At 66.3% G+C, this 20061-nt stretch carries 23 protein-coding genes; 10 read left to right on the top strand and 13 right to left on the bottom strand.

What is annotated here, in order from left to right:
- Window position 1: 1 nt before the first annotated feature.
- Genes A9X01_RS07180 through A9X01_RS07170 form a run of 3 tightly spaced genes read right to left on the bottom strand, consistent with a single transcriptional unit; the run spans window position 2 to window position 1453 of the window.
- Window positions 2-349: a cupin domain-containing protein gene (locus A9X01_RS07180; protein ID WP_065120068.1), complete on the bottom strand. Its 348-nt coding sequence runs from the start codon at window positions 347-349 to the stop codon at window positions 2-4.
- A 19-nt stretch (window positions 350-368) separates the two neighbouring features.
- The gene (locus tag A9X01_RS07175) at window positions 369-800 is read right to left on the bottom strand and encodes a hypothetical protein (RefSeq protein ID WP_065120067.1); all 432 of its coding nucleotides are present in this window, start codon (window positions 798-800) and stop codon (window positions 369-371) included.
- Window positions 797-1453: a helix-turn-helix transcriptional regulator gene (locus A9X01_RS07170; protein WP_253848988.1), complete on the bottom strand. Its 657-nt coding sequence runs from the start codon at window positions 1451-1453 to the stop codon at window positions 797-799. Before A9X01_RS07170 ends, A9X01_RS07175 begins: the two co-directional genes overlap by 4 nt.
- A gap of 187 nt (window positions 1454-1640) precedes the next feature.
- Here A9X01_RS07170 and A9X01_RS07165 point away from each other — a divergent pair, with 187 nt between their 5' ends.
- On the top strand, window positions 1641-2453 hold the full coding sequence (locus A9X01_RS07165) for a class I SAM-dependent methyltransferase (RefSeq protein WP_065120065.1): 813 nt from the start codon (window positions 1641-1643) through the stop codon (window positions 2451-2453).
- On the opposite strand, the gene A9X01_RS07160 is transcribed toward A9X01_RS07165, so the two are convergent.
- The 4 genes from A9X01_RS07160 to pcaH all read right to left on the bottom strand — a co-directional run bounded on the left by A9X01_RS07160 (window position 2454) and on the right by pcaH (window position 6332).
- On the bottom strand, window positions 2454-3686 hold the full coding sequence (locus tag A9X01_RS07160; RefSeq protein WP_065120064.1) for an alpha/beta hydrolase family protein: 1233 nt from the start codon (window positions 3684-3686) through the stop codon (window positions 2454-2456). It lies immediately after the preceding gene.
- 87 nt (window positions 3687-3773) lie between these two features.
- Window positions 3774-5000, bottom strand: coding sequence for a lyase family protein (locus tag A9X01_RS07155; protein WP_065120063.1), 1227 nt, complete (start codon window positions 4998-5000; stop codon window positions 3774-3776).
- A complete protein-coding gene (pcaG, locus tag A9X01_RS07150) occupies window positions 4997-5572 on the bottom strand; it encodes a protocatechuate 3,4-dioxygenase subunit alpha (protein WP_065120062.1) in 576 nt (191 codons plus the stop codon). Before pcaG ends, A9X01_RS07155 begins: the two co-directional genes overlap by 4 nt.
- The gene (pcaH, locus tag A9X01_RS07145; RefSeq protein ID WP_253848987.1) at window positions 5559-6332 is read right to left on the bottom strand and encodes a protocatechuate 3,4-dioxygenase subunit beta; all 774 of its coding nucleotides are present in this window, start codon (window positions 6330-6332) and stop codon (window positions 5559-5561) included. The genes pcaG and pcaH overlap by 14 nt, the downstream gene beginning before the upstream one ends.
- Window positions 6333-6383: 51 nt before the next feature.
- On the opposite strand from pcaH, the gene A9X01_RS07140 reads away from it, so the two are divergent.
- Window positions 6384-7163: a class I SAM-dependent methyltransferase gene (locus A9X01_RS07140; protein ID WP_065120060.1), complete on the top strand. Its 780-nt coding sequence runs from the start codon at window positions 6384-6386 to the stop codon at window positions 7161-7163.
- 5 nt (window positions 7164-7168) lie between these two features.
- Here the strand turns inward: A9X01_RS07140 and A9X01_RS07135 are convergent, their stop codons facing one another.
- The gene (locus A9X01_RS07135) at window positions 7169-7654 is read right to left on the bottom strand and encodes a hemerythrin domain-containing protein (protein WP_065038605.1); all 486 of its coding nucleotides are present in this window, start codon (window positions 7652-7654) and stop codon (window positions 7169-7171) included.
- Window positions 7651-8553, bottom strand: coding sequence for a Rieske (2Fe-2S) protein (locus A9X01_RS07130; RefSeq protein ID WP_065120104.1), 903 nt, complete (start codon window positions 8551-8553; stop codon window positions 7651-7653). The genes A9X01_RS07135 and A9X01_RS07130 overlap by 4 nt, the downstream gene beginning before the upstream one ends.
- A 278-nt stretch (window positions 8554-8831) precedes the next feature.
- Between A9X01_RS07130 and A9X01_RS07125 the strand changes: the two genes are divergently transcribed.
- From A9X01_RS07125 to phtC, 5 genes are read left to right on the top strand one after another with little or no spacing between them, the layout of a single operon-like run.
- Window positions 8832-10115 (top strand): Rieske 2Fe-2S domain-containing protein, encoded by a 1284-nt coding sequence (locus tag A9X01_RS07125; protein WP_065120103.1) that lies wholly within the window; start codon window positions 8832-8834, stop codon window positions 10113-10115.
- The gene (locus A9X01_RS07120) at window positions 10112-10636 is read left to right on the top strand and encodes a 3-phenylpropionate/cinnamic acid dioxygenase subunit beta (protein ID WP_065120059.1); all 525 of its coding nucleotides are present in this window, start codon (window positions 10112-10114) and stop codon (window positions 10634-10636) included. Before A9X01_RS07125 ends, A9X01_RS07120 begins: the two co-directional genes overlap by 4 nt.
- On the top strand, window positions 10633-10872 hold the full coding sequence (locus A9X01_RS07115; protein ID WP_065120058.1) for a dihydrodiol dehydrogenase: 240 nt from the start codon (window positions 10633-10635) through the stop codon (window positions 10870-10872). Before A9X01_RS07120 ends, A9X01_RS07115 begins: the two co-directional genes overlap by 4 nt.
- On the top strand, window positions 10869-11663 hold the full coding sequence (hcaB, locus tag A9X01_RS07110; protein ID WP_065120057.1) for a 3-(cis-5,6-dihydroxycyclohexa-1,3-dien-1-yl)propanoate dehydrogenase: 795 nt from the start codon (window positions 10869-10871) through the stop codon (window positions 11661-11663). The genes A9X01_RS07115 and hcaB overlap by 4 nt, the downstream gene beginning before the upstream one ends.
- Complete coding sequence (phtC, locus tag A9X01_RS07105; RefSeq protein WP_065120056.1) at window positions 11660-12385, top strand: 3,4-dihydroxyphthalate decarboxylase; 726 nt, start codon at window positions 11660-11662, stop codon at window positions 12383-12385. Before hcaB ends, phtC begins: the two co-directional genes overlap by 4 nt.
- On the opposite strand, the gene A9X01_RS07100 is transcribed toward phtC, so the two are convergent.
- Entirely contained in the window at window positions 12373-13134 is a 762-nt protein-coding gene (locus A9X01_RS07100; RefSeq protein WP_065120055.1) for an IclR family transcriptional regulator, read from the bottom strand. The genes phtC and A9X01_RS07100 overlap by 13 nt on opposite strands.
- A gap of 749 nt (window positions 13135-13883) precedes the next feature.
- Between A9X01_RS07100 and A9X01_RS07095 the strand changes: the two genes are divergently transcribed.
- Entirely contained in the window at window positions 13884-15677 is a 1794-nt protein-coding gene (locus A9X01_RS07095; RefSeq protein WP_065120054.1) for a PPE family protein, read from the top strand.
- On the opposite strand, the gene A9X01_RS07090 is transcribed toward A9X01_RS07095, so the two are convergent.
- On the bottom strand, window positions 15670-17307 hold the full coding sequence (locus A9X01_RS07090; RefSeq protein WP_065120053.1) for an acyl-CoA synthetase: 1638 nt from the start codon (window positions 17305-17307) through the stop codon (window positions 15670-15672). The genes A9X01_RS07095 and A9X01_RS07090 overlap by 8 nt on opposite strands.
- Before the next feature lie 96 nt (window positions 17308-17403).
- Here A9X01_RS07090 and A9X01_RS07085 point away from each other — a divergent pair, with 96 nt between their 5' ends.
- Entirely contained in the window at window positions 17404-18060 is a 657-nt protein-coding gene (locus A9X01_RS07085) for a DedA family protein (protein ID WP_065120052.1), read from the top strand.
- A 1-nt stretch (window position 18061) separates the two neighbouring features.
- On the opposite strand, the gene A9X01_RS07080 is transcribed toward A9X01_RS07085, so the two are convergent.
- Window positions 18062-18682 carry a TetR/AcrR family transcriptional regulator gene (locus A9X01_RS07080; protein WP_065120051.1) on the bottom strand — a complete coding sequence of 207 codons (621 nt, stop codon included), beginning with the start codon at window positions 18680-18682 and terminating at the stop codon, window positions 18062-18064.
- 155 nt (window positions 18683-18837) lie between these two features.
- Here A9X01_RS07080 and A9X01_RS28840 point away from each other — a divergent pair, with 155 nt between their 5' ends.
- Window positions 18838-19275, top strand: a complete 438-nt coding sequence (locus A9X01_RS28840) for an anti-sigma factor antagonist (RefSeq protein ID WP_081282245.1) — start codon at window positions 18838-18840, stop codon at window positions 19273-19275.
- Here A9X01_RS28840 and A9X01_RS07070 read toward each other — a convergent pair.
- Window positions 19170-19934 (bottom strand): TetR/AcrR family transcriptional regulator, encoded by a 765-nt coding sequence (locus tag A9X01_RS07070; protein ID WP_253848985.1) that lies wholly within the window; start codon window positions 19932-19934, stop codon window positions 19170-19172. The genes A9X01_RS28840 and A9X01_RS07070 overlap by 106 nt on opposite strands.
- Between the last annotated feature and the right edge of the window lie 127 nt (window positions 19935-20061).

Below are 20061 nucleotides of genomic sequence, written 5' to 3'. Positions count from 1 at the left end.
GCTAGTGCGAAGCGCCGGGCTGAGATTTCAGCACGGTCAGCATCACCACCGAGTCCTCGACGGCGTGCAGGGCGTGGCGCACCGGCGGGATGGCGACGTAGTCGCCGGTCTTGCCGTCCCAGGCATCGTCACCCGCGGTCAGACGCACATGTCCCTGCAGCACCTGCAGGGTGGCCTCACCAGGGCTTTCGTGTTCGGACAGGTCGTGATCGGCCAGCAGGGCCAGCACGGTCTGGCGCAACTCGTGGGTATGGCCGCCGTGGACGGTGTGGGCGGCCCGGCCGCTGTGGGACTTGCGCGCCTCGGCCAACTTCTCGGATGCCAGCTCGGTCAGCGAAATCGATTCCATCGGTGAATCCTTGTCGTCGTCAGCCCTGGAGTTGTAAGAGCAGTATCCCCGCCACCACGAGCGCAACGACCTTGACCGTCTCCAACGCGACGTAGACGTAGTGGGCATGGGAACGGGGGCCATCCGAGCCCGCCAGCACCTGATCGGATCGCTTGGTCAGGCGCGGGCGCACGGCGACCAGTTGGACCGCCAGCATCGCGACGGCCACCGCCAGCGCGACGATGATCCGCATCGGCGTCGGTCCGGCCAGCGCGATCGCCCCGATGACGAGCGCGAAAACGACTTCCACGGTGTTGAGGGCGCGGAATACCAGGCGGCCGATGCCCAGCCCGATCGGCAGCGTCACGTTGGGCGCGCGGAATTTGAGCGGCGCTTCGAGGAACGAGATGGCCAGCACCATGCCGAGCCAGACGAAGGTGACGGCGACCTCGATGGAGCGCCCGACGCTCACGGCGCGGTTGCCACCGGCGCAATGTGCGCCAGACACAGGTCCGGTTCGACGAACGCTTCCAGCCGTTCGACCGTCACCGGGGCATCCCACTTCTCCAATGCCCCGCGCATGAGGCCCAGGTGGATGGGGCACACCACGCCCGGCTGCTTCTCGGCCATCTCCAGAAATGGGCAGTGCCGCAGACCGAGCTGCCGCCCGCCACCCGATGCCCGCAGCTCGGGTTCGAAGCCAATCTCGTCGAGCACGCCGGCCAGCCGGTCGATGGACTCGTCCACCCCGCTCACCGGGCCCGGAAACTCCAGACGCTCACCCCAGGCCCGCCCGGTTGCGATCGCCCGAGCGGCCGGATCCGGTTCGGCCGCGAGGCCACCGGCGAGGATTTCGGCCAGCAACTGATAGTGGCGGGTGCCGCCGCGGTCCATCTGCGGCACCGCCCGGAACATCAGCGGCGGACGGCCCGGGCCCCGCCGATGCGGCTGCACGCGCTCGACCAGGCCGTCGCCGATGAGGCTTTCGAGGTGGAACCGCACCGTGTTGGGATGCACGTCGAGCTGCTGCGCGATCGCCACGATGCTGAGCGGCACCTGCGATGCCCGTAGTACTCGCAGCACTGCGCGCCGTCGGCCGGGCTGCTCCTGGTCTGACGCCGTCATGTCACCCCTCATTGAACGAGCGGACGGGCCTTATTTTACACAAGCGTCATTGTAACAACTACCGCGGGCCGCGGGGTCGAGGCGGACTCTTGACGACTGCCGGACCGCCTGCACACACTCCTGACGATCAGCGCTAGTCCGGACGATAACCTTACGCGGTGGTCAATAAGTTTGGGAAGGTGCTGTGATGGCCGGCAACGAGCAACCCCTGCCCCTGTCCCATCGTGACGACGAGCATGTTCAGGGCCACTGGCTACTGGCCCGACTGGGCAAACGAGTGCTGCGGCCCGGCGGTGTCGAGCTAACTCGCACCTTGCTGGCTCGCGCCGGCGTCAACGGCGCCGACGTCCTGGAACTCGCTCCCGGCCTGGGCCGCACGGCCGCCGAGATCATCGCGCGCAATCCGCGCTCCTATGTCGGCGCCGAAGCGGACCCTGATGCCGCGAATCTGGTGCGCGGTGTGGTCGCCGGCCAGTCGTCGCCCGCGCACACCGAGGTGAAGGTGGCCGATGCGGCCGACACCGGTCTGCCCGAGGCCAGCGCCGACGTCGTCATCGGCGAGGCGATGTTGACCATGCAGGGCGACACGGCCAAGCATGCGATCGTCGCGGAGGCGGCGCGGGTACTGCGTCCGCAAGGGCGTTACGCCATCCACGAGTTGGCGCTGACGCCTGATGACCTTCCCGAAGAAGTGACCACCGATGTGCGGCAATCCCTGGCCCGCGCCATCAAGGTCAACGCGCGACCACTGACCATCGCGGAGTGGTCACAATTGTTGTCCGGGCACGGACTGGTCGTCGAGCATGTCGCCACCGCGCCGATGGCCCTGCTGCAGCCCCGCCGGATGCTCGCCGACGAAGGACTGGTCGGTGCGCTGCGGTTCGCCAGGAATGTGCTGACGCAGCCCGACGCGCGTAAGCGAGTGTTGATGATGCGCAGCACTTTTCGCCGCCATCGCGACCGGCTCACCGCGGTGGCGATCATCGCTCGCAAGCCCTGATCAGGACGTCAGCAGACCCGACTGCACCACGGACTCGAAGATGAACCGCTGGACCGGCCTGGACCGGATGAAGCCGGCGTGGCCGCCGCGGTACCAGATGATCTGCGGTTTGCCCCAGTGCTCCCAGAGTCGGGTCACCTGTTCGCGCGGGTGCACCACCTGGTCGGCGATCCCGGCATAGACGAACCGGCCCCGCATCGGCACTTGGGGCCGCAGCGACAGGGGCGACAGCATCCGCCCGATGGGCTCGGCCAACGCCACCGTCTCCCGACGGGGGTCGCCGCGGCGCAGGCCGGAATGCCGGCCCAGCAGGTCAACCAGGTTCGCCGCGGGGACGCCGAGAATCGCGCAGGTCAAGCCACTTTCGAGGCTCGCGACCAACGCGGCGATATAGCCGCCCAGCGACATGCCGTTCACCCCGATCGCCGAGTCCGGTTCCTGCGCCCGGATCCAGGACAGCAACCGCCGGATGTCCCACACCGCCTGGGCGGTCGCGTGGACGTCGTCAAGGATGTCCTCGCCGGGGAACACCGCGCCCTTGGGTAGGTCGCGCGCTCGCGGGCCGTGCATGGGCAGCACGGGCAACACCACGTTCAGGCCCAGCTCTTCGTGCAACCTCCAAGCCCGGAAGATCCTGAGATCGATTGCGGCTCTGCCCATTTCGGTGCCGTGCACGCAGATCAGCCAAGGTCTCGGCTCAGCGTGCCGCAGCACCAGGGCGTGCGCCGTGCGCATTGCGGTATACCCGAGCCACCGCTCGGCACCGGGTTCGTCCGGATGCGGGCGGTACCCACTTTCGAAGGTCAGCCGCTGATAGGTCCGGCGCAGTCCGTTGACGTAGCGGATCTTCACCTCCGACAGCGGCGGCGGTGGCGCGAAGAAGGCTTCGGGATCATCCAGCCATCCCTTGTCGCCGTAGAAATTCAGCGCCGCGACCACCTCGTCGTTGATGCGCCCAAACACCTGGGGCTCACTGATCGGCCGGCGCATCAACAGGCCGGCCAGCACGACCTCATCTCGAAAAGCCTGTGCCGCCAACGCCAGTGTGGGCCGCGCGATCGGCAGCTCATCGGTGTGATCGTCGCGGTAGTCGCGCCAGGACCGGGCGAAATAGCGGCCAGTGCGCGCGAATGGCCGCACCGTACTGCTCACCGTGCCGACCACGGGGGCCGGAAGGACCCGGCGAGCCGTCCGCCGCCGTCGCCGCTCGCCGTCTTTGGCGGGTGCTGTCATGTGTTCGACGCTAACACCCTGCAAGACCGGGTTTCGGGTGTGTGCGGGTCGATCCTCATCACTTTCATACGCGCACTATCGCCAGGCTCACACCCCGTCGAGCAACCGCTGCGCATCACGCACGCTGGCGTCGATCAGGTGGTCGACCGCGCCCAAGAAAGTCGGCGACGGTGGGCGACCAGCCAATTCGGCAATCACGCGTTGTTCCCCCAGCACGTCGGCCGCGTCGAGGTTTCGCCGCATGTTCGCCGCGTCCACCTCCAGCCCGGCCAGCAATTCGGTGCACTGCGAGCCCGCCACGACGGCGCGCCGCGCCAGGCTGCGCAAGGTGTCCCATTCGGCATGCCATGCGCCATCGGGTCGTTCGTCGTCAGCCAGCGCGGCGGCGGTGTGGAGCGTGGCCGCCAGCGGAGGTGCCGTGATGGCCGCCCGCCGGATCAGGACCGACAGCACCGGGTTGCGCTTGTGGGGCATCGAGGATGACCCACCACGCTGCCCGCTGACCGGTTCGCGAAGTTCGGCGATCTCCGGGCGGGTCAGGATCAGCACGTCGGCGGCGATGCGGCCCCAGCAATCACTGCATCCGACCAACGCGTCGGCCGCCGCGGTGATCGGTGTCCGGGTGGTGTGCCACGGCCGGCGATGGTCGAGCCCCAAAGTTGTTGCCGCACCTTGGGTCAGCCGTGCGGCCACCGCCGCCGGCTCGGTCCCGTCAGGGCGCAGCGTCGCCAATTCGACGGTGGCCGACCAGGTCCCGACGGCGCCGCCGAACTGGGCGGGGATGCTCAGCGCCGCCAGCCGCCGATAAGCGTCGGCCACACCGTCGAGCCAGCGCGCGGCTTTGGCGCCGAACGTCGTGGGCGCCGCGTGTTGGGTCAGGGTGCGGGCCACCATCGGTGTGCCACGATGCTGGACGGCCAACTGCGAGAGATCCGAGATCTGCTCAGCAAGTTGGGTTTTCAATTGTTTGACGACATCCTGCAATGCCAGCATCAAGCCGGTGTCCACGACGTCCTGGCTGGTCAGTCCCCGATGAATCCAGGGCGCAACGCCCGGCGCCGCACGCTGCCGCAACAACGCGACCAGCGCGATGACGGGATTGCCGCCGTCTTCGGCGGCGGCGGCCAGCATGTCGCAGTCGCGTGCGTCCACGAAGTGGTGCAGCGCGGTGTCGGACTGGTCGACCTGCGCCAGCCCAGCATCGGCCAGAGCCGCGAGCCACGCCGATTCCACCGCCACCATCGAAGTCAGCAGCGCCCGGTCCGTCATCAGCGCGCCGGCTCGCTGGTCGCCCGGCCAGAGCAGATTCGTCATCGGCGACGGTCCCGGTAGTCGAGGAAGACGGTCTCGTTCGGGCCCTGCAGGTGAATGTCGAAGCGGTAACTCGTCCGGCCGGAATCGCTTTCGGCGATGCACAGCAGGGTGTCGCGCCGGCCGGGGTCGAGCCCCGACAGCAACGGATCCGCAGCGATGTCACCGCCCGGTAGGTAGGCGCGGGTGAACAGGCCGTGCAGCAGCCCGCGCGCGAAAATGCTTACCGCGAAATACGGTGGTCGTGCCGGGTTCGTGGCCCCCGGAGGCACCGTGTTGAAGCTGTAATGCCCATCGATGTCCGTCGCCGCCCTCCCCCAGCCGGTGAAGGAATGGCCGTCGCGGCGCAGCGATCCCGGGGCACGTGATAGTCGGCCCGCGGCGTCGGGTTGCCAGATTTCCACCAGCGCATCCGGGACCGTGACACCGGCGCCGTCGTAGACGGCTCCGTGCAACTCGACCGCGCCCGGGACATCGGAGCCGACCAGTGCGCTGTCGCCAGGAAACGGCAAACCCAGGCCGAAGAACGGCCCCACCGTTTGCGCTGGCGTGCAAGCCAATTCAGGACTGGGCATCGCCGGTTTCCGTCCAGGTCCGTGCCGGGCCCGCCAGCACAATGTCCCACCGGTAACCGGTGGCAAACTCCGGCTCGGTGACCTCGTGGTCATAAGTGGCAATAAGTCTTTGGCGCGCAACGGGATCGACGATCGAGTTGAAGATCGGGTCCAAGCCGAACAGCGGGTCGCCGGGAAAGTACATCTGGGTCACCAGCCGTTGGGTGAACGCGGTACCGAACAACGAGAAGTGAATGTGTGCGGGGCGCCAGGCGTTGCGATGATTGCGCCACGGGTAGGAGCCCGGCTTGATGGTGGTGAATCGGTAGCACCCGTCGGGCGCGGTCAGGCACCTGCCCGCGCCGACGAAGTTCGGGTCGAGCGGGGCCGGGTGCTGATCGCGGTGGTGGTGGTAACGGCCGCTGGCGTTGGCCTGCCAGATCTCGACCAATTGACCGGCCACCGGCCGGCCCGATCCGTCGGCGACCCGGCCGGTCACGATGATCCGCTCGCCGATCGGCTCGCCCGGGTGTCCGGCGGTCAGATCGGCGTCCAGCGGGTCGACGTCCTGCTCGCCGAAACAGGGTGCCGAGAGTTCGAGCTCGTCTGGGTCGACGATGATCCGCGGGTTCTTCGGGTGGCGCAACGCACTGCTGCGGTAGGGCGGGTAATCCAGCAGCGGTTGGGTCGGTGCCCCCTGGCCTGAATAGTCCGCGGCAATCGCGTCGATTTCGGCCGTGATCTCGCCTTGCGACGCGATGCGCTGCGGTGCGACCTCCACGAACCGTGAGGCTACTCGTGCCATCGCGAACCCGCGCCTAACCTGGACGGCATGCCCAGCGACTACGTGTACGACCAGGGCTTCGCCGAGGAACGCAGCCGGTTGAGCGCCATGGAAAGTCTGTGGGATCCGGGCACTCAGGCGCTGCTCACCGAACTCGGCCTCGGGCATCCCGCTGACCCGCAAAACGCTTGGCGCTGCATGGAAGTGGGTGCCGGCGGCGGCTCGCTGGTGGAATGGATGGCGGGCAGCGGCGCCTCGGTGGTCGCGGTGGACATCGATACCCGCTTCATCGATTCCCTGGCGAGCGACTCCATCGAGGTCCGCCAGATGGACATCCGGACCGACCAGCTCGGCCAGGGTGAGTTCGACCTGATCCACGCCCGTCTGGTCCTCGAGCACCTAGCCGATCGCCGCGAGATCCTGCAAAGACTGGCCGCGGCCCTTCGTCCCGGCGGCTGGATGGTCATCGAGGACTTCGACTGGACGGCGTTCGGCTTCGAGGGTCTCGACCCGCAGCTGGACCGGGTGACCGGGGCGGTGTTGTCGTTCATGCAGCAGGCGGGTTTCGAACCGCACTATGGCCGCCGGGTCGTCGCCGACATGGCCGCCGCCGGGTTGCGTGACGTGCGCGGTGAGGGTCGCGCTCGCGTGATCGACTCGCACGCGAAGGGATTCGACTTCTTCCGGCTCTCGTTCGAAAGCCTGCGCGGCGCCGTCGTGGACGCCGGGCTGATCTCACGTGCGGAGGCCGACGCGACGGCCGCACGCTTCGGCGAGGACATCCGCGTCTACACGCCGGTCATGATGGCCGGAATCGGCCGCCGCTGACGCGGCTAGATCGCCTTCAGCAGCGACGTCTTGCCCCGGGTGCGCAACCGGTGCAGGCTCGAAGCGCGCAGCTGCTCGATCCGGGCCGCCATCTTTTCGCCAAGCTCTTCCAGTTCGGCGTCGGACAGCTGGACCGGTGGCGGGGCAGGAATCATGTCTCGCTCTTCTTCGTCGGCGTGGGCCTCGAGCACCGTCTTGAAGGTGTTCCACTCGTCCTCGTAGCCGGGGGCGCTTTGCGGCGTGCGCAACAGCACGCCGAGTTGGTCGACCACCTGGCGATGCTCGGCATGCGCGATCGCGATCAATTCGCTCGCGGCCGCGAGCGCCGGGTAATACAGGTCGTCCTCGATGCGGAAGTGGATGTCGAGCTCCAGCAGCATCTCGTCGAAGAGCTCGTGCCGCTCCTGGCTGTTCACCGGCGCCTCGCTGACCTTGCGGCCGAGCCCCTTGAGTACCACGTGATGCTCTTTGAGCACGTCGTAGGCGTTCATCTGACTACTTCCTCTCCACGCACTTCGATCACTCCGTCCACCAACCGGGCCTCATAACGCGGCAGCGGACTCGCCGAGGGACCGCGCAGCACCTCACCGTTCTCCAGCGCGAATCGTGAACCGTGCCAGGGACATACGATTCGGCCGCGATCCACCCAGCCGTCAGCCATCGGCGCCGCCAGGTGCGGACAGAACTCGCCGAACGCCGAAACCTCACCGGGACCGCTCTGGCAGACCACCAGCCCCACGCCGTCCACTTCCACCCGAACCGGCTTGCCGTTCAGCTCGCTCGCGGGCAGCACGGGCGTCCACCCTTGGGTCCTTAACCGTTCGCCGGACCGGTCGACGCCGACAGCGGAGCCGAATACCAGAGCGCCGCCCAGGTAGCTGCCTGCGGCGGTGATGGCATAGCCGATAGCGCTCAGAGCCACTCCCCGACCCCGGCGCCCGCGGCGGCGCTCGCGCCAGGACTGCACGTAGAGCAGCGTGGCGGCGGAATTGACCGCACCATGCACCATTCCGACCCGGCGGTCCTGCCGGTGGGTGTGCTGCCAGTCGGATACTCCGGTGACGGCCGAGCCGAGGCTGGCCGCAATCCCCACGCCCAGGGCGTAAGTGGCGAGCCGAGCGGTGTCCCGAGTGCCAGGTGGCCGCGCCGGCAGCATGTTCAGCGCATCGAGGGCCACCGTCGTGCCGAGCGCTCCGCTGGCCATCGACGCCAGCGGCGGATGCACGGGGTGTCCCAGCCAGACGCCGTTGAGCGCATTCATCACGCGGTCACGTCCCCCGCCCAGCCCGTTGAGCAGCAGTGTAAGGACATGTTCGAGCCGATAGCTGGGCCGATCCAGCCACTCTTGACGTCCGATGGCGGCCACCAATCGCGGCCCTAACCTCTGCATCTCGACCTTCCGTGAGGCGTTATGCGTCTCCAAGACCATGCGTCCCCTCTTTGGATCTACGCGGCGAACGGCCGGCCGGTTCACCACCGCAAAGCCAGAATTCCCGCTCCGTGCCTGGGTTTGAATGCGGACCGCCTGTGAATTGGCTATCGGGCTGCTGTACGGCGCCATGCTGGCTTCTCTGCTGAACAGAGATATCCTCTGTAAAGCAGACATGGCCGAGTTGATTGTGGGGTCGCCGCTTGACCAGCCCGATTTTCGACGATGTCCGTCGCGGCATGATCCCGGCGCACATCTACAACGACAGCGAGTTGTTCGCCCTGGAGAAGGAACGCCTGTTCAGCCGGGCGTGGATGTTCGTGGCGCACGAGTCGGAGATCCCGGAGGAAGGCGACTACGTGGTGCGGCGGGTGCTCGACGACTCGTTCATCGTCACCCGCGGCTCGGATGGCGTGGTGCGGGCCTTATTCAATATGTGCCTGCACCGCGGGATGCAGGTGTGCCGCGCCGAGATGGGCAACGCCTCCAATTTCCGTTGCCCCTACCACGGTTGGACCTATCGCAACGACGGCCGGCTCACCGGTCTGCCGTTCCACCGCGAAGCGTACGGAGGCGACGAGGGCTTCGTGAAAGGCCAGAGTCTGCTGCCCGCACCGAATCTGGCGACCTACAACGGCCTGATCTTTGTCAACCTGGACCCGCACGCACCGCCGCTGCTGGACTTCCTCGGGGACTTCGCCTTTTATCTGGACTTCTACACCAAACAGAGCGCCGCCGGCGTCGAAGTGCGCGGACCTCAACGGTGGCGGATCAAGGCGAACTGGAAGATCGGCGCCGAGAACTTCGCCGGCGACATGTACCACACGCCGCACACTCACGCGTCCATCGTCGAGATCGGTCTGTTCCGGGAACCAAAGGCGCAGAAGCGCAAAGACGGAGCAACCTACTGGGCCCAGCGGGGCGGCGGGACCACCTACAAGCTGCCACCGGGCGATTTCGACGAGCGCATGCGGTATGTGGGATACCCCGACGCGATGATCGGCCGGATCAAAGAGGCGTGGTCGCCCCGTCAGCAGCGGGTGGTCGCCGAGGACGGCTTTATGTTCTCCGCTGCCACCTGCTTTCCCAATCTCAGCTTTGTGCACAACTGGCCCAAACTGCCCGGCGGCGATCAGGTGCTGCCGTTCATCTCGATCCGCCAGTGGCAGCCGATCAGCGAGAACGAAACCGAGGTCTGCTCATGGTTCGCCGTCGACGCAGCCGCCCCCGAGCAGTTCAAGAAGGACTCCTATAAGGCGTATCTCATGTGCTTCGGATCCACCGGCATGTTCGAACAGGACGACGTGGAGAACTGGGTGTCACTGACCACCACCGCCGGAGGGTCGATGGCGCGGCGGCTGCTGCTGAACAGCCGGATGGGACTCCTCGCCGACGACCGCCCGGTGATCGAGGCACTGCCGGCAGAGTCGTTCCACGGTCCAGGGCGCGCCCAGGTGGGCTACAACGAGTACAACCAGCGCGAACTGCTCAAACTGTGGGCCGACCAGCTGGAGTCCGTATGAGAAAGGCATTGCCGTTCAACGACACTCGCCATCTGCAGGCCCACCAGTTCCTGGTGGACGAGGCTTATCTGCTGGACGGGCAGCGGTATGAGGAGTGGCTGGAGACGATGACCGATGACATCCGGTATGTCATGCCGGTGCGGGTGACGACCGCCCGTGGCGCCGGCTTCACCGTGTCCCCCGGGATGGATCACTTCGACGAGGACAAGTACTCGCTGACACAACGGGTGGCGCGGATGGGCACCGAGCACGTCTGGGCCGAGGATCCGCCGTCACGGCTGCGGCACTTCATCACCAATGTGCGGACCTTCGAAGCCGACGACGCGGGGCACCTGCTCGTGGAGTCGGCCGAACTGCTGTTCCGCAGCCGCGGCGACGTCAACGAGAGCGCCTTGCTGTCCTGCGGACGCGAGGATGTGCTGCGCTGGGACGAGCCCGGTCACGCATGGAAGCTGGCCCGCCGCACCATCTTTGCCGACGAGTCGGTGTTACGGATGCAGAACCTGGCGGTGTTCCTGTGAACCCGGTCGGTGAGCCGATCAACCTGGCGAATGAATTCACCGAGGTCGTGGTGCAGCGGGTGGACACCCGCAACGGGTCGCGGCTGCTGATAAGTGCACCGAAGTCCGGGCAGTGGATCAGCTTGGACCCGCTGGAGGTAGAGGCGCTCACCTGGCAGAACGCCCGTACGCTGACGGCCATGGTGGGAAATACCGGAGCCCCGCTGCTGCCCGATGAGGACCGACCGGCGCCATGACCGGTTGGCTGGACGGCAAGCGGGCGCTGGTGGTGGGCGGCGGATCCGGGATCGGCCGGGCCGTTGTGGACGCGTTCGGCGCCGAAGGCGCGACAATCGCTGTCTTGGAACGTGACCGGGCAAAGTGCGAACGGCTGCGTGACGAACTCCCGGCCGTTGCGGTGGTCGAAGGCGACGCCACCACTCGGGCGGCCAACGACCGTGCGGTTGCGGCGGCGGTGGAGTCCTTCGGCGGCCTGGACACCCTGGTGAACTGCGTCGGCGTATTCGACTTCTACAAGGGGATCGACGACATCGGCGCCGACGACCTTTCGGCGGCGTTCGACGAGATGTTCCGCACCAACGTGCTCAGCCACCTGCAGTCGGTGAAGGCTGCGCTAACAGCGCTGCGCGCCGCGTCGGTCTCCTCGATCGTGCTGACCGAGTCCACATCCGCGTACTACCCCGGCCGGGGCGGGGTGCTGTACGTGCCCTCGAAGTTCGCGGTGCGGGGCCTGGTGACGGCACTGGCGCATGACCTCGCCCCGCTGATCCGGGTCAATGGAGTGGCGCCGGGCGGGACGCTGCACACGGATCTACGCGGGCTGGCGAGTCTGGGACTCGACGATGTCCGACTCGACGACTCCCCCGACCGGGCAACCGATTTGGCCGCCCGCACCCCGTTGAACGTCGCGCTCTCCGGCGCCGACCACGCGTGGAGCTATGTGTTCCTGGCTTCTGACCGGTCGCGCGGAATCACCGGCGAGACCATCCATCCGGATGGCGGATTCCGGCTGGGCGCACCGAAATGAGCTTTGACGCGGAGCGCACTCTGGTGGCGCAGGCCTGCCGCGTCGCCGCGGCCCGCGGTCTGGTCGACGGCATCCTCGGCCACCTGAGTCTGCGCGTCGACGACGATCACCTGCTCATCCGCTGCCGCAGCGACACCGACACGGGTGTGGCATACACCCGAGCCAGTGACATCCGGCTGATCGACTTCGACGGAAATGCCGGTGCCGCAGGCGAACTCGACGGTTACCGGGTGCCCAACGAGTTGCCCATCCATGTCGAGACGCTGCGCGCCCAGCCGCGGCATCGTGCCGTCGCCCACCTGCATCCCCCGGACGTCGTCGCAGCCGACCTGGCCGGCATCGTGATCCGGCCCATCTACGGCGCCTACGACATACCCGGCGCGTGGCTGGCCCGCGCCGGTGTGCCGGTATACCCACGCGCCGTGCTGATCCGGAACGCGCAGCTGGGCAGGGAGATGGTGGCGGCGATGGGTAACGCGCAGGTGATCATCTGTCGCGGACACGGGATCACCAGCGCCGCCGCCACGGTCGAGCAGGCGGTGCTACAGGCGATCAGCCTCAACGAGTTGGCCCGGATGTCGTTGCGGGTACGCACGGCCGGCGGCACCTTGCACAATATCGACGACGATGACTGGGCCGAGCTGCCGGACCTGGGAGCTGGGTTCAACGTGGCCGCAGCGTGGCGGCATGAGGTCGCCCGGTTGGGTGATCAGCCCAACTGATCGCCGATCTCCTTGGCCGCCTCGACGAGTGTGGCGGCCACCGACGAATACTTCGAAGTCGGCAATCGGTGCTGCGGCGCAGACGCGTTCAGCGCGAGCCGCAGTCCCGGAGCGCGAGTGGGTATGGCCACCGCGACCGACGCGACGCCCTCTTCGCTCTCTTCGCGGTTGGTGGCGTAGCCGCGCTCGCGGACCCGGATCAGTTCCGAGGAGAGCCGGGCGCGGCTCACGATCGAACGTGCCGTGATGGCTTCCAACTCGTCAGGAATGACTTGGCGCAGTTCGCTTTCCGATAGCTGTGCGAGCAACGCCTTGCCCGTCGACGTGCAGTGTGCCGGCATCGTGCGACCCAACCGGGAACCTACCCGGACGGCCTTCGGCCCTTCGATCGCCGCGACGAAGCGAACGTTGGCTCCATCCAGCATGCCGACATGGATTGTCTCACCGAGGGTTTCGGCGAGCCCACGCATGACCGGCAGCGCCGCGCCCTGGATGTCCAGGCGCCCGAAGATCGCGAACGCCACACTGGTCAGGGCCGGGCCGGGCAGGTACGCCTTGGATTCCGGGTCCTGGCGGACGAAGCCACGGTAGGCCAGCATGGCCAGCAGCCGGTGCGCAGTCGACGACGCCACACCGAGATATCGGGTCGCCTCGCTCAACCGGATCTGCGGCTGCTCACCTAACAGCAGAAGCAGTTTCAGCGCGTTGTCGACCGACTCGATCGGGTACTGCGGCACCTCTTTCGGCACCTGTTGAGCGTATCGCTCGGCCGGCCCGCGTCGGCAATTGTTACGGGCGTCGAACGTTCTCGGCGAAAACGCCGTACGGAGCCGCAAATACCGATACGGTTCGTACGCGTCGCGTTGCTCAGCGGTCGGGGACATTGTGGCTGGTAGGCAGCGCGGCGCGCCATTCTGCCCGGCGTCGGGACGCTAGCAAGCCGCCACTTACGCTCTGGCCCGCCGGTAATCGGCCTTGGCCAACGGCGCGGGCGACCGCCCTGACACCGAGCGTACGAAAGCTGCTCGACAACCGGTCCTACCTAACGGCTGTAGTTGCCGTTGCTGCCGGTCCACGCGCAACCTCGGTCGCGGCCGCTTACCCGTGCCAATCCTCGAACCTTCATCGGCGAGAAATTACTGACGTCGAGGTTAAAATTCCGGACCCCTATGGCCGTCGAACGAATTCTGACGTAACTCACCTGTAGCTGAGCAGCGCATATTTCTTGCAAATATATTGACGCACCAGCAAATTAGTTCTATTGACGCACCAGCAAATTATTTCCGGACTAACGCATTGGAGCTAGTGCTCCATAGGAATGGGGGAACGGGTATGCGCCTATCGGCAGAAATTATCGTTGAAACGCCAATACAACTTTGCGAATACCTATACGGTTTCGTACGCGTCGCGTTGCTCAGCGGTCGGGAACTCGTGGTCGGTAGGCAGCGCGGCGCGCCATTGGCGTTGGGCTGGTGGCTTCTGCGAGAGGAACGACCCAATGAGTTTTTTCACGCTGCCGCCGGAAATCAATTCGCTGCGGATGTTCCTCGGCGCGGGTTCCGCACCGATGTTAGAAGCTGCGGCGGCATGGTCAGGCCTGGCCGATGAGTTGGCTACGGCAGCGGAAGCGTTTGAGTCGGTTACCTCCGGCCTGGCCGGTCAAGCGTGGCAGGGCCAAGCCGCCGCGGCGATGTCGGCCGCGGCAGGTCCGTATGCGGCGTGGCTCAGCGCTGCCTCCACCCGCGCTATTGGGGCAGCCAGTCAAGCTACCGCGGTTGCCAGTGCATTCGACGCGGCACGCGCGGCAACAATCCACCCGCTCGCCGTCGCCGCGAACCGGAACGCGTTCGTGCAATTGGTGATGTCGAACCTGTTTGGGCAGAATGCGCCGGCGATTGCGGCCGCCGAATCTCTCTACGAAGAATTCTGGGCCGCCGATGTCGCGGCACTCGTTGGGTATCACGGCGGAGCGTCCCTGGCCGCTGCGGCGCTGTCTCCGTGGCAAGAAGCGCTCGGAGGACTCAGTAACTTGAACACCAGCATCGGCAATACCGGTGCCTGGAATCTAGGGATCGGCAATACCGGCGATAACAACTTCGGCAGCGGAAACACCGGCAAGGCGAACTTGGGAAGCGGAAACCTCGGTAACGGCAATCTGGGTAGCGGCAATGGCGGCAATGCCAATCTAGGCAGCGGAAATACCGGTAATGCCAATGTGGGCAGCGGAAACTGGGGCAGCACCAATTTCGGCAATGGCAACTTCGGCAATATGAACCTGGGCGGCGGCAACCAGGGCAACGGCAATTTCGGCTCCGGGAACATCGGCGACGGGAACCGAGGCGGCGGGAACGTTGGATCTACCAATTTTGGCAGCGGCAACGTGGGTTCGTTCAACCTGGGCAGCGGCAACATCGGCGATTCGAACGTCGGCTTGGGGAATAGAGGCAGCTACAACTTCGGCTTCGGCAACAACGGAAACAACAACATCGGTTTCGGCCTGACGGGCGACAACCAGGTAGGTATCGGCGTTTTGAACTCCGGCATCGGCAATCTTGGTTTCGGCAATTCCGGCAACAACAACCTCGGCTTCTTCAACTCCGGTGACAACAACATCGGCTTTTTCAACTCGGGCGACGGCAACTGGGGCTTGAGTAACTCGGGTAGCACCAACACCGGGTTCTGGAACGCGGGCGGGGTGAACACAGGATTCGGCAACGGTGGCAATAGCAACTTCGGGTTCGACAACGCCGGCTATGGCAACATGGGTGCCGGCAACGCGTTCTACTACAACGTCGGCTTCGGCAATGCGGGATCTGGGAACACCGGCTTCTTCAACTCTGCGGATTATGGGACCAACACCGGTGCGTTCAACTCAGGCTACTGGAACACGGGCTTGTTCAGCTCCGGCAACACCAATACCGGCCTGTTCGATTCCGGCAGTTTGAACACCGGGTTCGGCAGCTCGGAAACACCGGTGGGCGTGGTGAATTCGGGTTTCGGGAATGTCGGCACCAACCTGTCCGGTTTTTACAATTTGGGCAGTGATTCGTCAGGCTTTGAGAACAGGACTGCCGACGCCTACGGGTACACCTCGGGTTGGCATAACTCCGACGGCAGGGGCAATGTCGGCTTCTATAACTCAGGATTCGGCCTCGCCGGGTTCAACAACACCGGCCTCTACAACACCGGCATCAACAACTCCGGCAGCTACAGCTCGGGCGTGAACAACTCCGGCAGCGGCAGCTCCGGTGGCTCCAACACCGGCGACAACCAGTCCGGGTTCTTCAACTAGCCGGCGTCACTTGGGCTTTGGCCCAACGGTAGTCGGCCTTGCCGGACGGCGACCGCTGCACCTTGGGACAGAAGATCACCTCTTTCGGCAGTTTGTACCGTGCGATGTGACGCGCCGCCTCGGCGATGATGCCGGCGCTGTCGGCCGTCGCACCCTCCGCCAGCTGGACCAGTGCGACCACTTCGTTCCCCCACCGCGCACTCGGCCGGCCGGTCACCACCACGTCGTACACCGCGGGGTGTTCGTGGATGGCGGCCTCCACCTCTTCGGCGAAGATCTTCTCGCCGCCGGAGTTGATGGTCACCGAGTCGCGGCCCAGCAGTTCGATCTGGCCGTCGGCGTGCCAGCGCGCCCGATCACCCGGTACCGAGTGCCGGATCCCGTCGATGACGGGAAAGGTGCGCGCCGTCTTGGCCGCGTCGCCGAGGTACCCCAGCGGGATGTGGCCCTGCTGGGCGAGCCAACCGATCTCGTCGTCCCCGGGGGCCAGGATCCGGGTCAGGTCCTCGCTGACCACCACCGCGCCCGGGTTCGGCGCGAATCGACCCGACGCGTTCTGCAGCCTGCTGGAGACCTGTCCCATCTGGTTTCCCGACTCCGACGAGCCGCCCGCGTCCAGGATCGTCACGTGCGGCAGCAGCTCGACGAAACGCTGCTTGAGCGGCGCACTGAGCGCGGCCCCGCCGGTCACGACGATGAACAGCCCGGACAGGTCGTAGTCCCCGGCTTCGAGTTCTTCGACCAGCGGCCGTCCGAACGCGTCCCCGACAAACGACAGTGAGATGACGCGCTCCCGGCTGGCCAGCGCCCAGGTCTCGGCGGGATCGAAATGGGTGGTGGTCGGCGCCATTACGAACGGCCGCCCGCCGCACAGGTTGATGAAGGCCGCCCACTGCGCCGCGCCGTGCATCAACGGCGCGGCCGTCATCGACCCCGGTCCCTCCGGCCGCGACCGCTCGACGATGTCGTCCAGGCTCGTCACCACGTCACCGCCGAACGGCGGTCGGCCGCCCATCGCGTTCATGTAGATGTCGTGCTGGCGCCACAACACCGCCTTGGGCATGCCGGTGGTGCCGCCCGTGTAGAGCATGTAGAGGTCGTCGGGCGAGGGCACGACGTCCAGCGGTTCAGCGGACGTGGAGGCCAGCAGCTCCTCGTAGCGCACCGCTCCGGGCAGCGGCTCGTTTCCGGACTCGTCGTCGACGTGGATCAACCGGACCTCGCGCGGCACCCTGGCCAGCGCCTCGGCCAGCGTCGGCGCGAACCGCGCCTGATAGACCAAAGCGTCCGCGCTCGCGTTGTCGATCAGATAGACCAGCTCGTCGGCGACGTAGCGGTAGTTGACGTTGAACGGGGCGACCCGGGCTTTGTAGGCACCGATCATCGCCTCGAGGAATTCGTTGCAGTTGGCCAGGTACAAGCCGAGGTGACTCTGGCCGGACTCGTGCGGCGCCAACTCGGCGCGCTCCCGCCGGGCACCGTAGCCCCAGTCGTGCAGCGCCCGGGCAAAGCGGCGGGCTCGTTCGTCGAGCTGGGCGAAGGTGAACCGGCGCTCACCGAAGACGATGGCGTCGCGGTCGGGGTTGGCGGCGGCCACCGCCGAGAAAACCTGGGCAAGGTTGAATTCCACTGGCTCTCCTGTCGCTCGACAGTCTCGACAGTATCGATGACGGTATAGAGCCGGATCCGGACGCATATGTAGGACGCGTCAGGCATCCTTTAACGCATGGATGTGGAGGCCCTGCTGCAGACAATCCCGCCGCTAGCGGTGTATCTGGTGGTTGGCGGCATCGTCGGGCTGGAAAGCCTGGGCATTCCGCTGCCGGGCGAGATCGTGTTGGTCAGCGCGGCGTTGATGTCATCGCACCACGAGCTGGCGGTGAACCCGGTCGGCGTCGGGGCGGCTGCGGTGCTCGGCGCGGTGATAGGCGATTCGATCGGCTACTCGATCGGCCGGCGGTTCGGGATGCCGTTGTTCGATCGGCTCGGCCGGCGGTTCCCGAAGCACTTCGGGCCCGGACACGTCGCGCTCGCCGAACGCACCTTCAACCGGTGGGGTGTGCGGGCGGTGTTCTTCGGACGGTTCATCGCGCTGCTGCGGATCTTCGCCGGGCCGCTGGCCGGCGCGCTGAAGATGCCCTATCCCCGCTTCCTGGTGGCCAACGTGTGCGGCGGCATCTGCTGGGCCGGGGGGACGACGGCACTGGTCTATTTCGCCGGCGTGGCCGCCGAGCGCTGGCTGTCCAGGTTCTCCTGGGTGGCGCTGGTCATCGCGATCATTTGCGGGGTCACCGCCGCGATACTGCTGCGCGAACGCACGTCGCGCGCCATCGCCGAACTCGAGGAAGAGCACGCCCGCAAGTCCGACACCACCGCGGCGTGATCTAGCCAGCCGCCACGCCCAGCTTGTGGGTGTCCTCGGGACGATGCTGCTCGATGAGCCCGCGGGCCATCGCTTGCGCCCGCAGGGCCGCGTCGGTTTCGCCGACCGCCGCCATGATGATGGCCCCCTTCATCAGGATGTGCCAGGACATGGCGAACGCCTCGACGTCGATCAGGCCCGCTGCCACGGCGCGCTCGCGAACGATCTGGCGGACGTTGGCTATGTGCGCGATGCTGGCCCGGCCGACCGGGTGATCGACACCCAGCTCCAGCAGCACATTGATGAACGAGCAGCCTTCATAGCCGTCTCGGTTCTGAAACCACTCGTGCAGGACGTCGAAAATGGCCAGTAACTGTTCCTCGGGGGTCTTGCCGCGTGCCGCGGACTGCTCCTCGATCAACCCGTGCGTCCACAGCTGTTCCCGACGATCCAAAACGGCCAGGACCAGGTCGTTTTTGGTGGCAAAGTGACGGTAGAGCGTGGCCCGGGCCACACCGGCCCGCTCGATCACCTCGTCGGTGCCCACCGCGCGGATACCCCGCCGGCTGAACAACTCGTAGGCGGCACCTAGTATCCGTTCACGGGCCGGCACCTGGGGCCCCGTGACATCACCCACGGACATAACGAGGCTTACCGTACTCTTACGGCGGCCATGTAGACAGACCGCCCTGTCTTGTTATAGAACTGAGACTTACAAGGCGAGTCTGTCTGTCTTCAGATCAGAAGGATGGGCATCCTTCGCGGCGCGTTCTGCGCTTGTCGATTAGGAGTGCACTAATGAGCCTGGTCATTGCAGAAGCTTTTTCCTCCACGCACCTCACCCTGAGCACGCGGCTGGTTTATGAGCTCGGGGACCCGTGCAGCACGCTGCGCGCAATCACCGACCGCCGCGGCGAGGCGGTGATCATCCACGCCGGCGGCGAGATCGACGCGTGCAACGAGCACACCTGGCACCGGCTGGTGACGGAGGCGGCCGCTACCGCTACCCCGGCCGGCCCGTTCGTCATCGACGTGTCCGATGTGGACTTCATGGGTTGCTGCGCGTTCACCGTGTTGGCCGATACGGCCGAACAGTGCCGAGAACGCGGCGTCGAGCTACGGCTGGTGACTCAGACGCCGATCGTGGACCGGATCGTGGAAGCCTGCGGGTTGAGCGTCCTGCTGCCGATATACCCGACGGTGGACCACGCGCTGGCCGTGACTCCCGCCAGGTGAGCCCAGCGGTACTCGATCGGGCCGTTGGCGGTGGTCGCGTGGTTTGCACCCACCGGTGGTGGGCCCACCTCGAGCACGGAGCGCACCGCGGCGTGTAGGTAGTTTCGCAGCGTGGACGGGGTGTACCCGTGCCCGCGCAGTGCGATCCACTTGGGCAGATCGACGATGCAGGTGGCGATCAGGTTGACGGCGGCGGCATCGCTGCGGCGCCACAGACCCTCGGCCAGCTGCGCCATCACCCCGGTGAGTTCGCGTTCCAGCGCGCGTAGCTGGTCGGCGATCTCGCGCGGCATCGGCTGGCTCACCACGTCGTCGCGGCGCACCGTCATCAGGCAGGCCGACGACTCCGGATACATCTCCGGATACAGCAGCGACGTCTCGGCCGCCGCGTAGACGGCGTCCAATGGCTCGCTGCCCGGGCGCGCCTTGGCTTCCTCGATCAGGCTGGTCAGATGGTCCAGGAAACGCCTCTCTGCGCGAATCCACACCCGGCCGAGCAGCCCGCCACGCGACTCGAACGTGCGGTAGATGGCGCCGTTGGAGACCCCGGTGGCTTTGGTCAGCGCACGGATGGTGACGGCTTCGATGCCATCCTGGGCTACCAGGCCTTCGATGGAATCAAGGACGTGGTCGTGCTCTTGCAACCCAACACTTGACACTGCTGATCGCTCCTTCACACCCGACGTGCATCGAGACCATTGTCCCGAACTGGACGGTTTCCCACAGGGAAATGGCAGACATAGCGACATCAAAGGGTTCGGTTGGTATCGGTTCCGCAGGTCAAGC

It is taken from the genome of Mycobacterium asiaticum (genome assembly GCF_001668675.1).
Classification (GTDB): Bacteria; Actinomycetota; Actinomycetes; order Mycobacteriales; family Mycobacteriaceae; genus Mycobacterium; species Mycobacterium asiaticum_D.
The sequence above is the reverse complement of the archived record's forward strand: the minus strand, read 5'-3'. Positions and strand labels throughout refer to the sequence as shown.

Coding starts and splice junctions, on each gene's coding strand:
- A9X01_RS07165 (WP_065120065.1), top strand. CDS start 1,641: ATGGCCGGCAACGAGCAACCCCTGCCCCTGTCCCATCGTGACGACGAG.
- A9X01_RS07180 (WP_065120068.1), bottom strand. CDS start 349: ATGGAATCGATTTCGCTGACCGAGCTGGCATCCGAGAAGTTGGCCGAG.
- A9X01_RS07080 (WP_065120051.1), bottom strand. CDS start 18,682: ATGTCCGTGGGTGATGTCACGGGGCCCCAGGTGCCGGCCCGTGAACGG.
- A9X01_RS28840 (WP_081282245.1), top strand. CDS start 18,838: ATGAGCCTGGTCATTGCAGAAGCTTTTTCCTCCACGCACCTCACCCTG.
- A9X01_RS07095 (WP_065120054.1), top strand. CDS start 13,884: ATGAGTTTTTTCACGCTGCCGCCGGAAATCAATTCGCTGCGGATGTTC.
- A9X01_RS07170 (WP_253848988.1), bottom strand. CDS start 1,453: ATGACGGCGTCAGACCAGGAGCAGCCCGGCCGACGGCGCGCAGTGCTG.
- A9X01_RS07120 (WP_065120059.1), top strand. CDS start 10,112: ATGAGAAAGGCATTGCCGTTCAACGACACTCGCCATCTGCAGGCCCAC.
- phtC (WP_065120056.1), top strand. CDS start 11,660: ATGAGCTTTGACGCGGAGCGCACTCTGGTGGCGCAGGCCTGCCGCGTC.
- A9X01_RS07155 (WP_065120063.1), bottom strand. CDS start 5,000: ATGACGAATCTGCTCTGGCCGGGCGACCAGCGAGCCGGCGCGCTGATG.
- A9X01_RS07160 (WP_065120064.1), bottom strand. CDS start 3,686: ATGACAGCACCCGCCAAAGACGGCGAGCGGCGACGGCGGCGGACGGCT.
- A9X01_RS07125 (WP_065120103.1), top strand. CDS start 8,832: ATGATCCCGGCGCACATCTACAACGACAGCGAGTTGTTCGCCCTGGAG.
- A9X01_RS07140 (WP_065120060.1), top strand. CDS start 6,384: ATGCCCAGCGACTACGTGTACGACCAGGGCTTCGCCGAGGAACGCAGC.
- A9X01_RS07085 (WP_065120052.1), top strand. CDS start 17,404: ATGGATGTGGAGGCCCTGCTGCAGACAATCCCGCCGCTAGCGGTGTAT.
- hcaB (WP_065120057.1), top strand. CDS start 10,869: ATGACCGGTTGGCTGGACGGCAAGCGGGCGCTGGTGGTGGGCGGCGGA.
- pcaG (WP_065120062.1), bottom strand. CDS start 5,572: ATGCCCAGTCCTGAATTGGCTTGCACGCCAGCGCAAACGGTGGGGCCG.
- A9X01_RS07130 (WP_065120104.1), bottom strand. CDS start 8,553: ATGCAGAGGTTAGGGCCGCGATTGGTGGCCGCCATCGGACGTCAAGAG.
- A9X01_RS07135 (WP_065038605.1), bottom strand. CDS start 7,654: ATGAACGCCTACGACGTGCTCAAAGAGCATCACGTGGTACTCAAGGGG.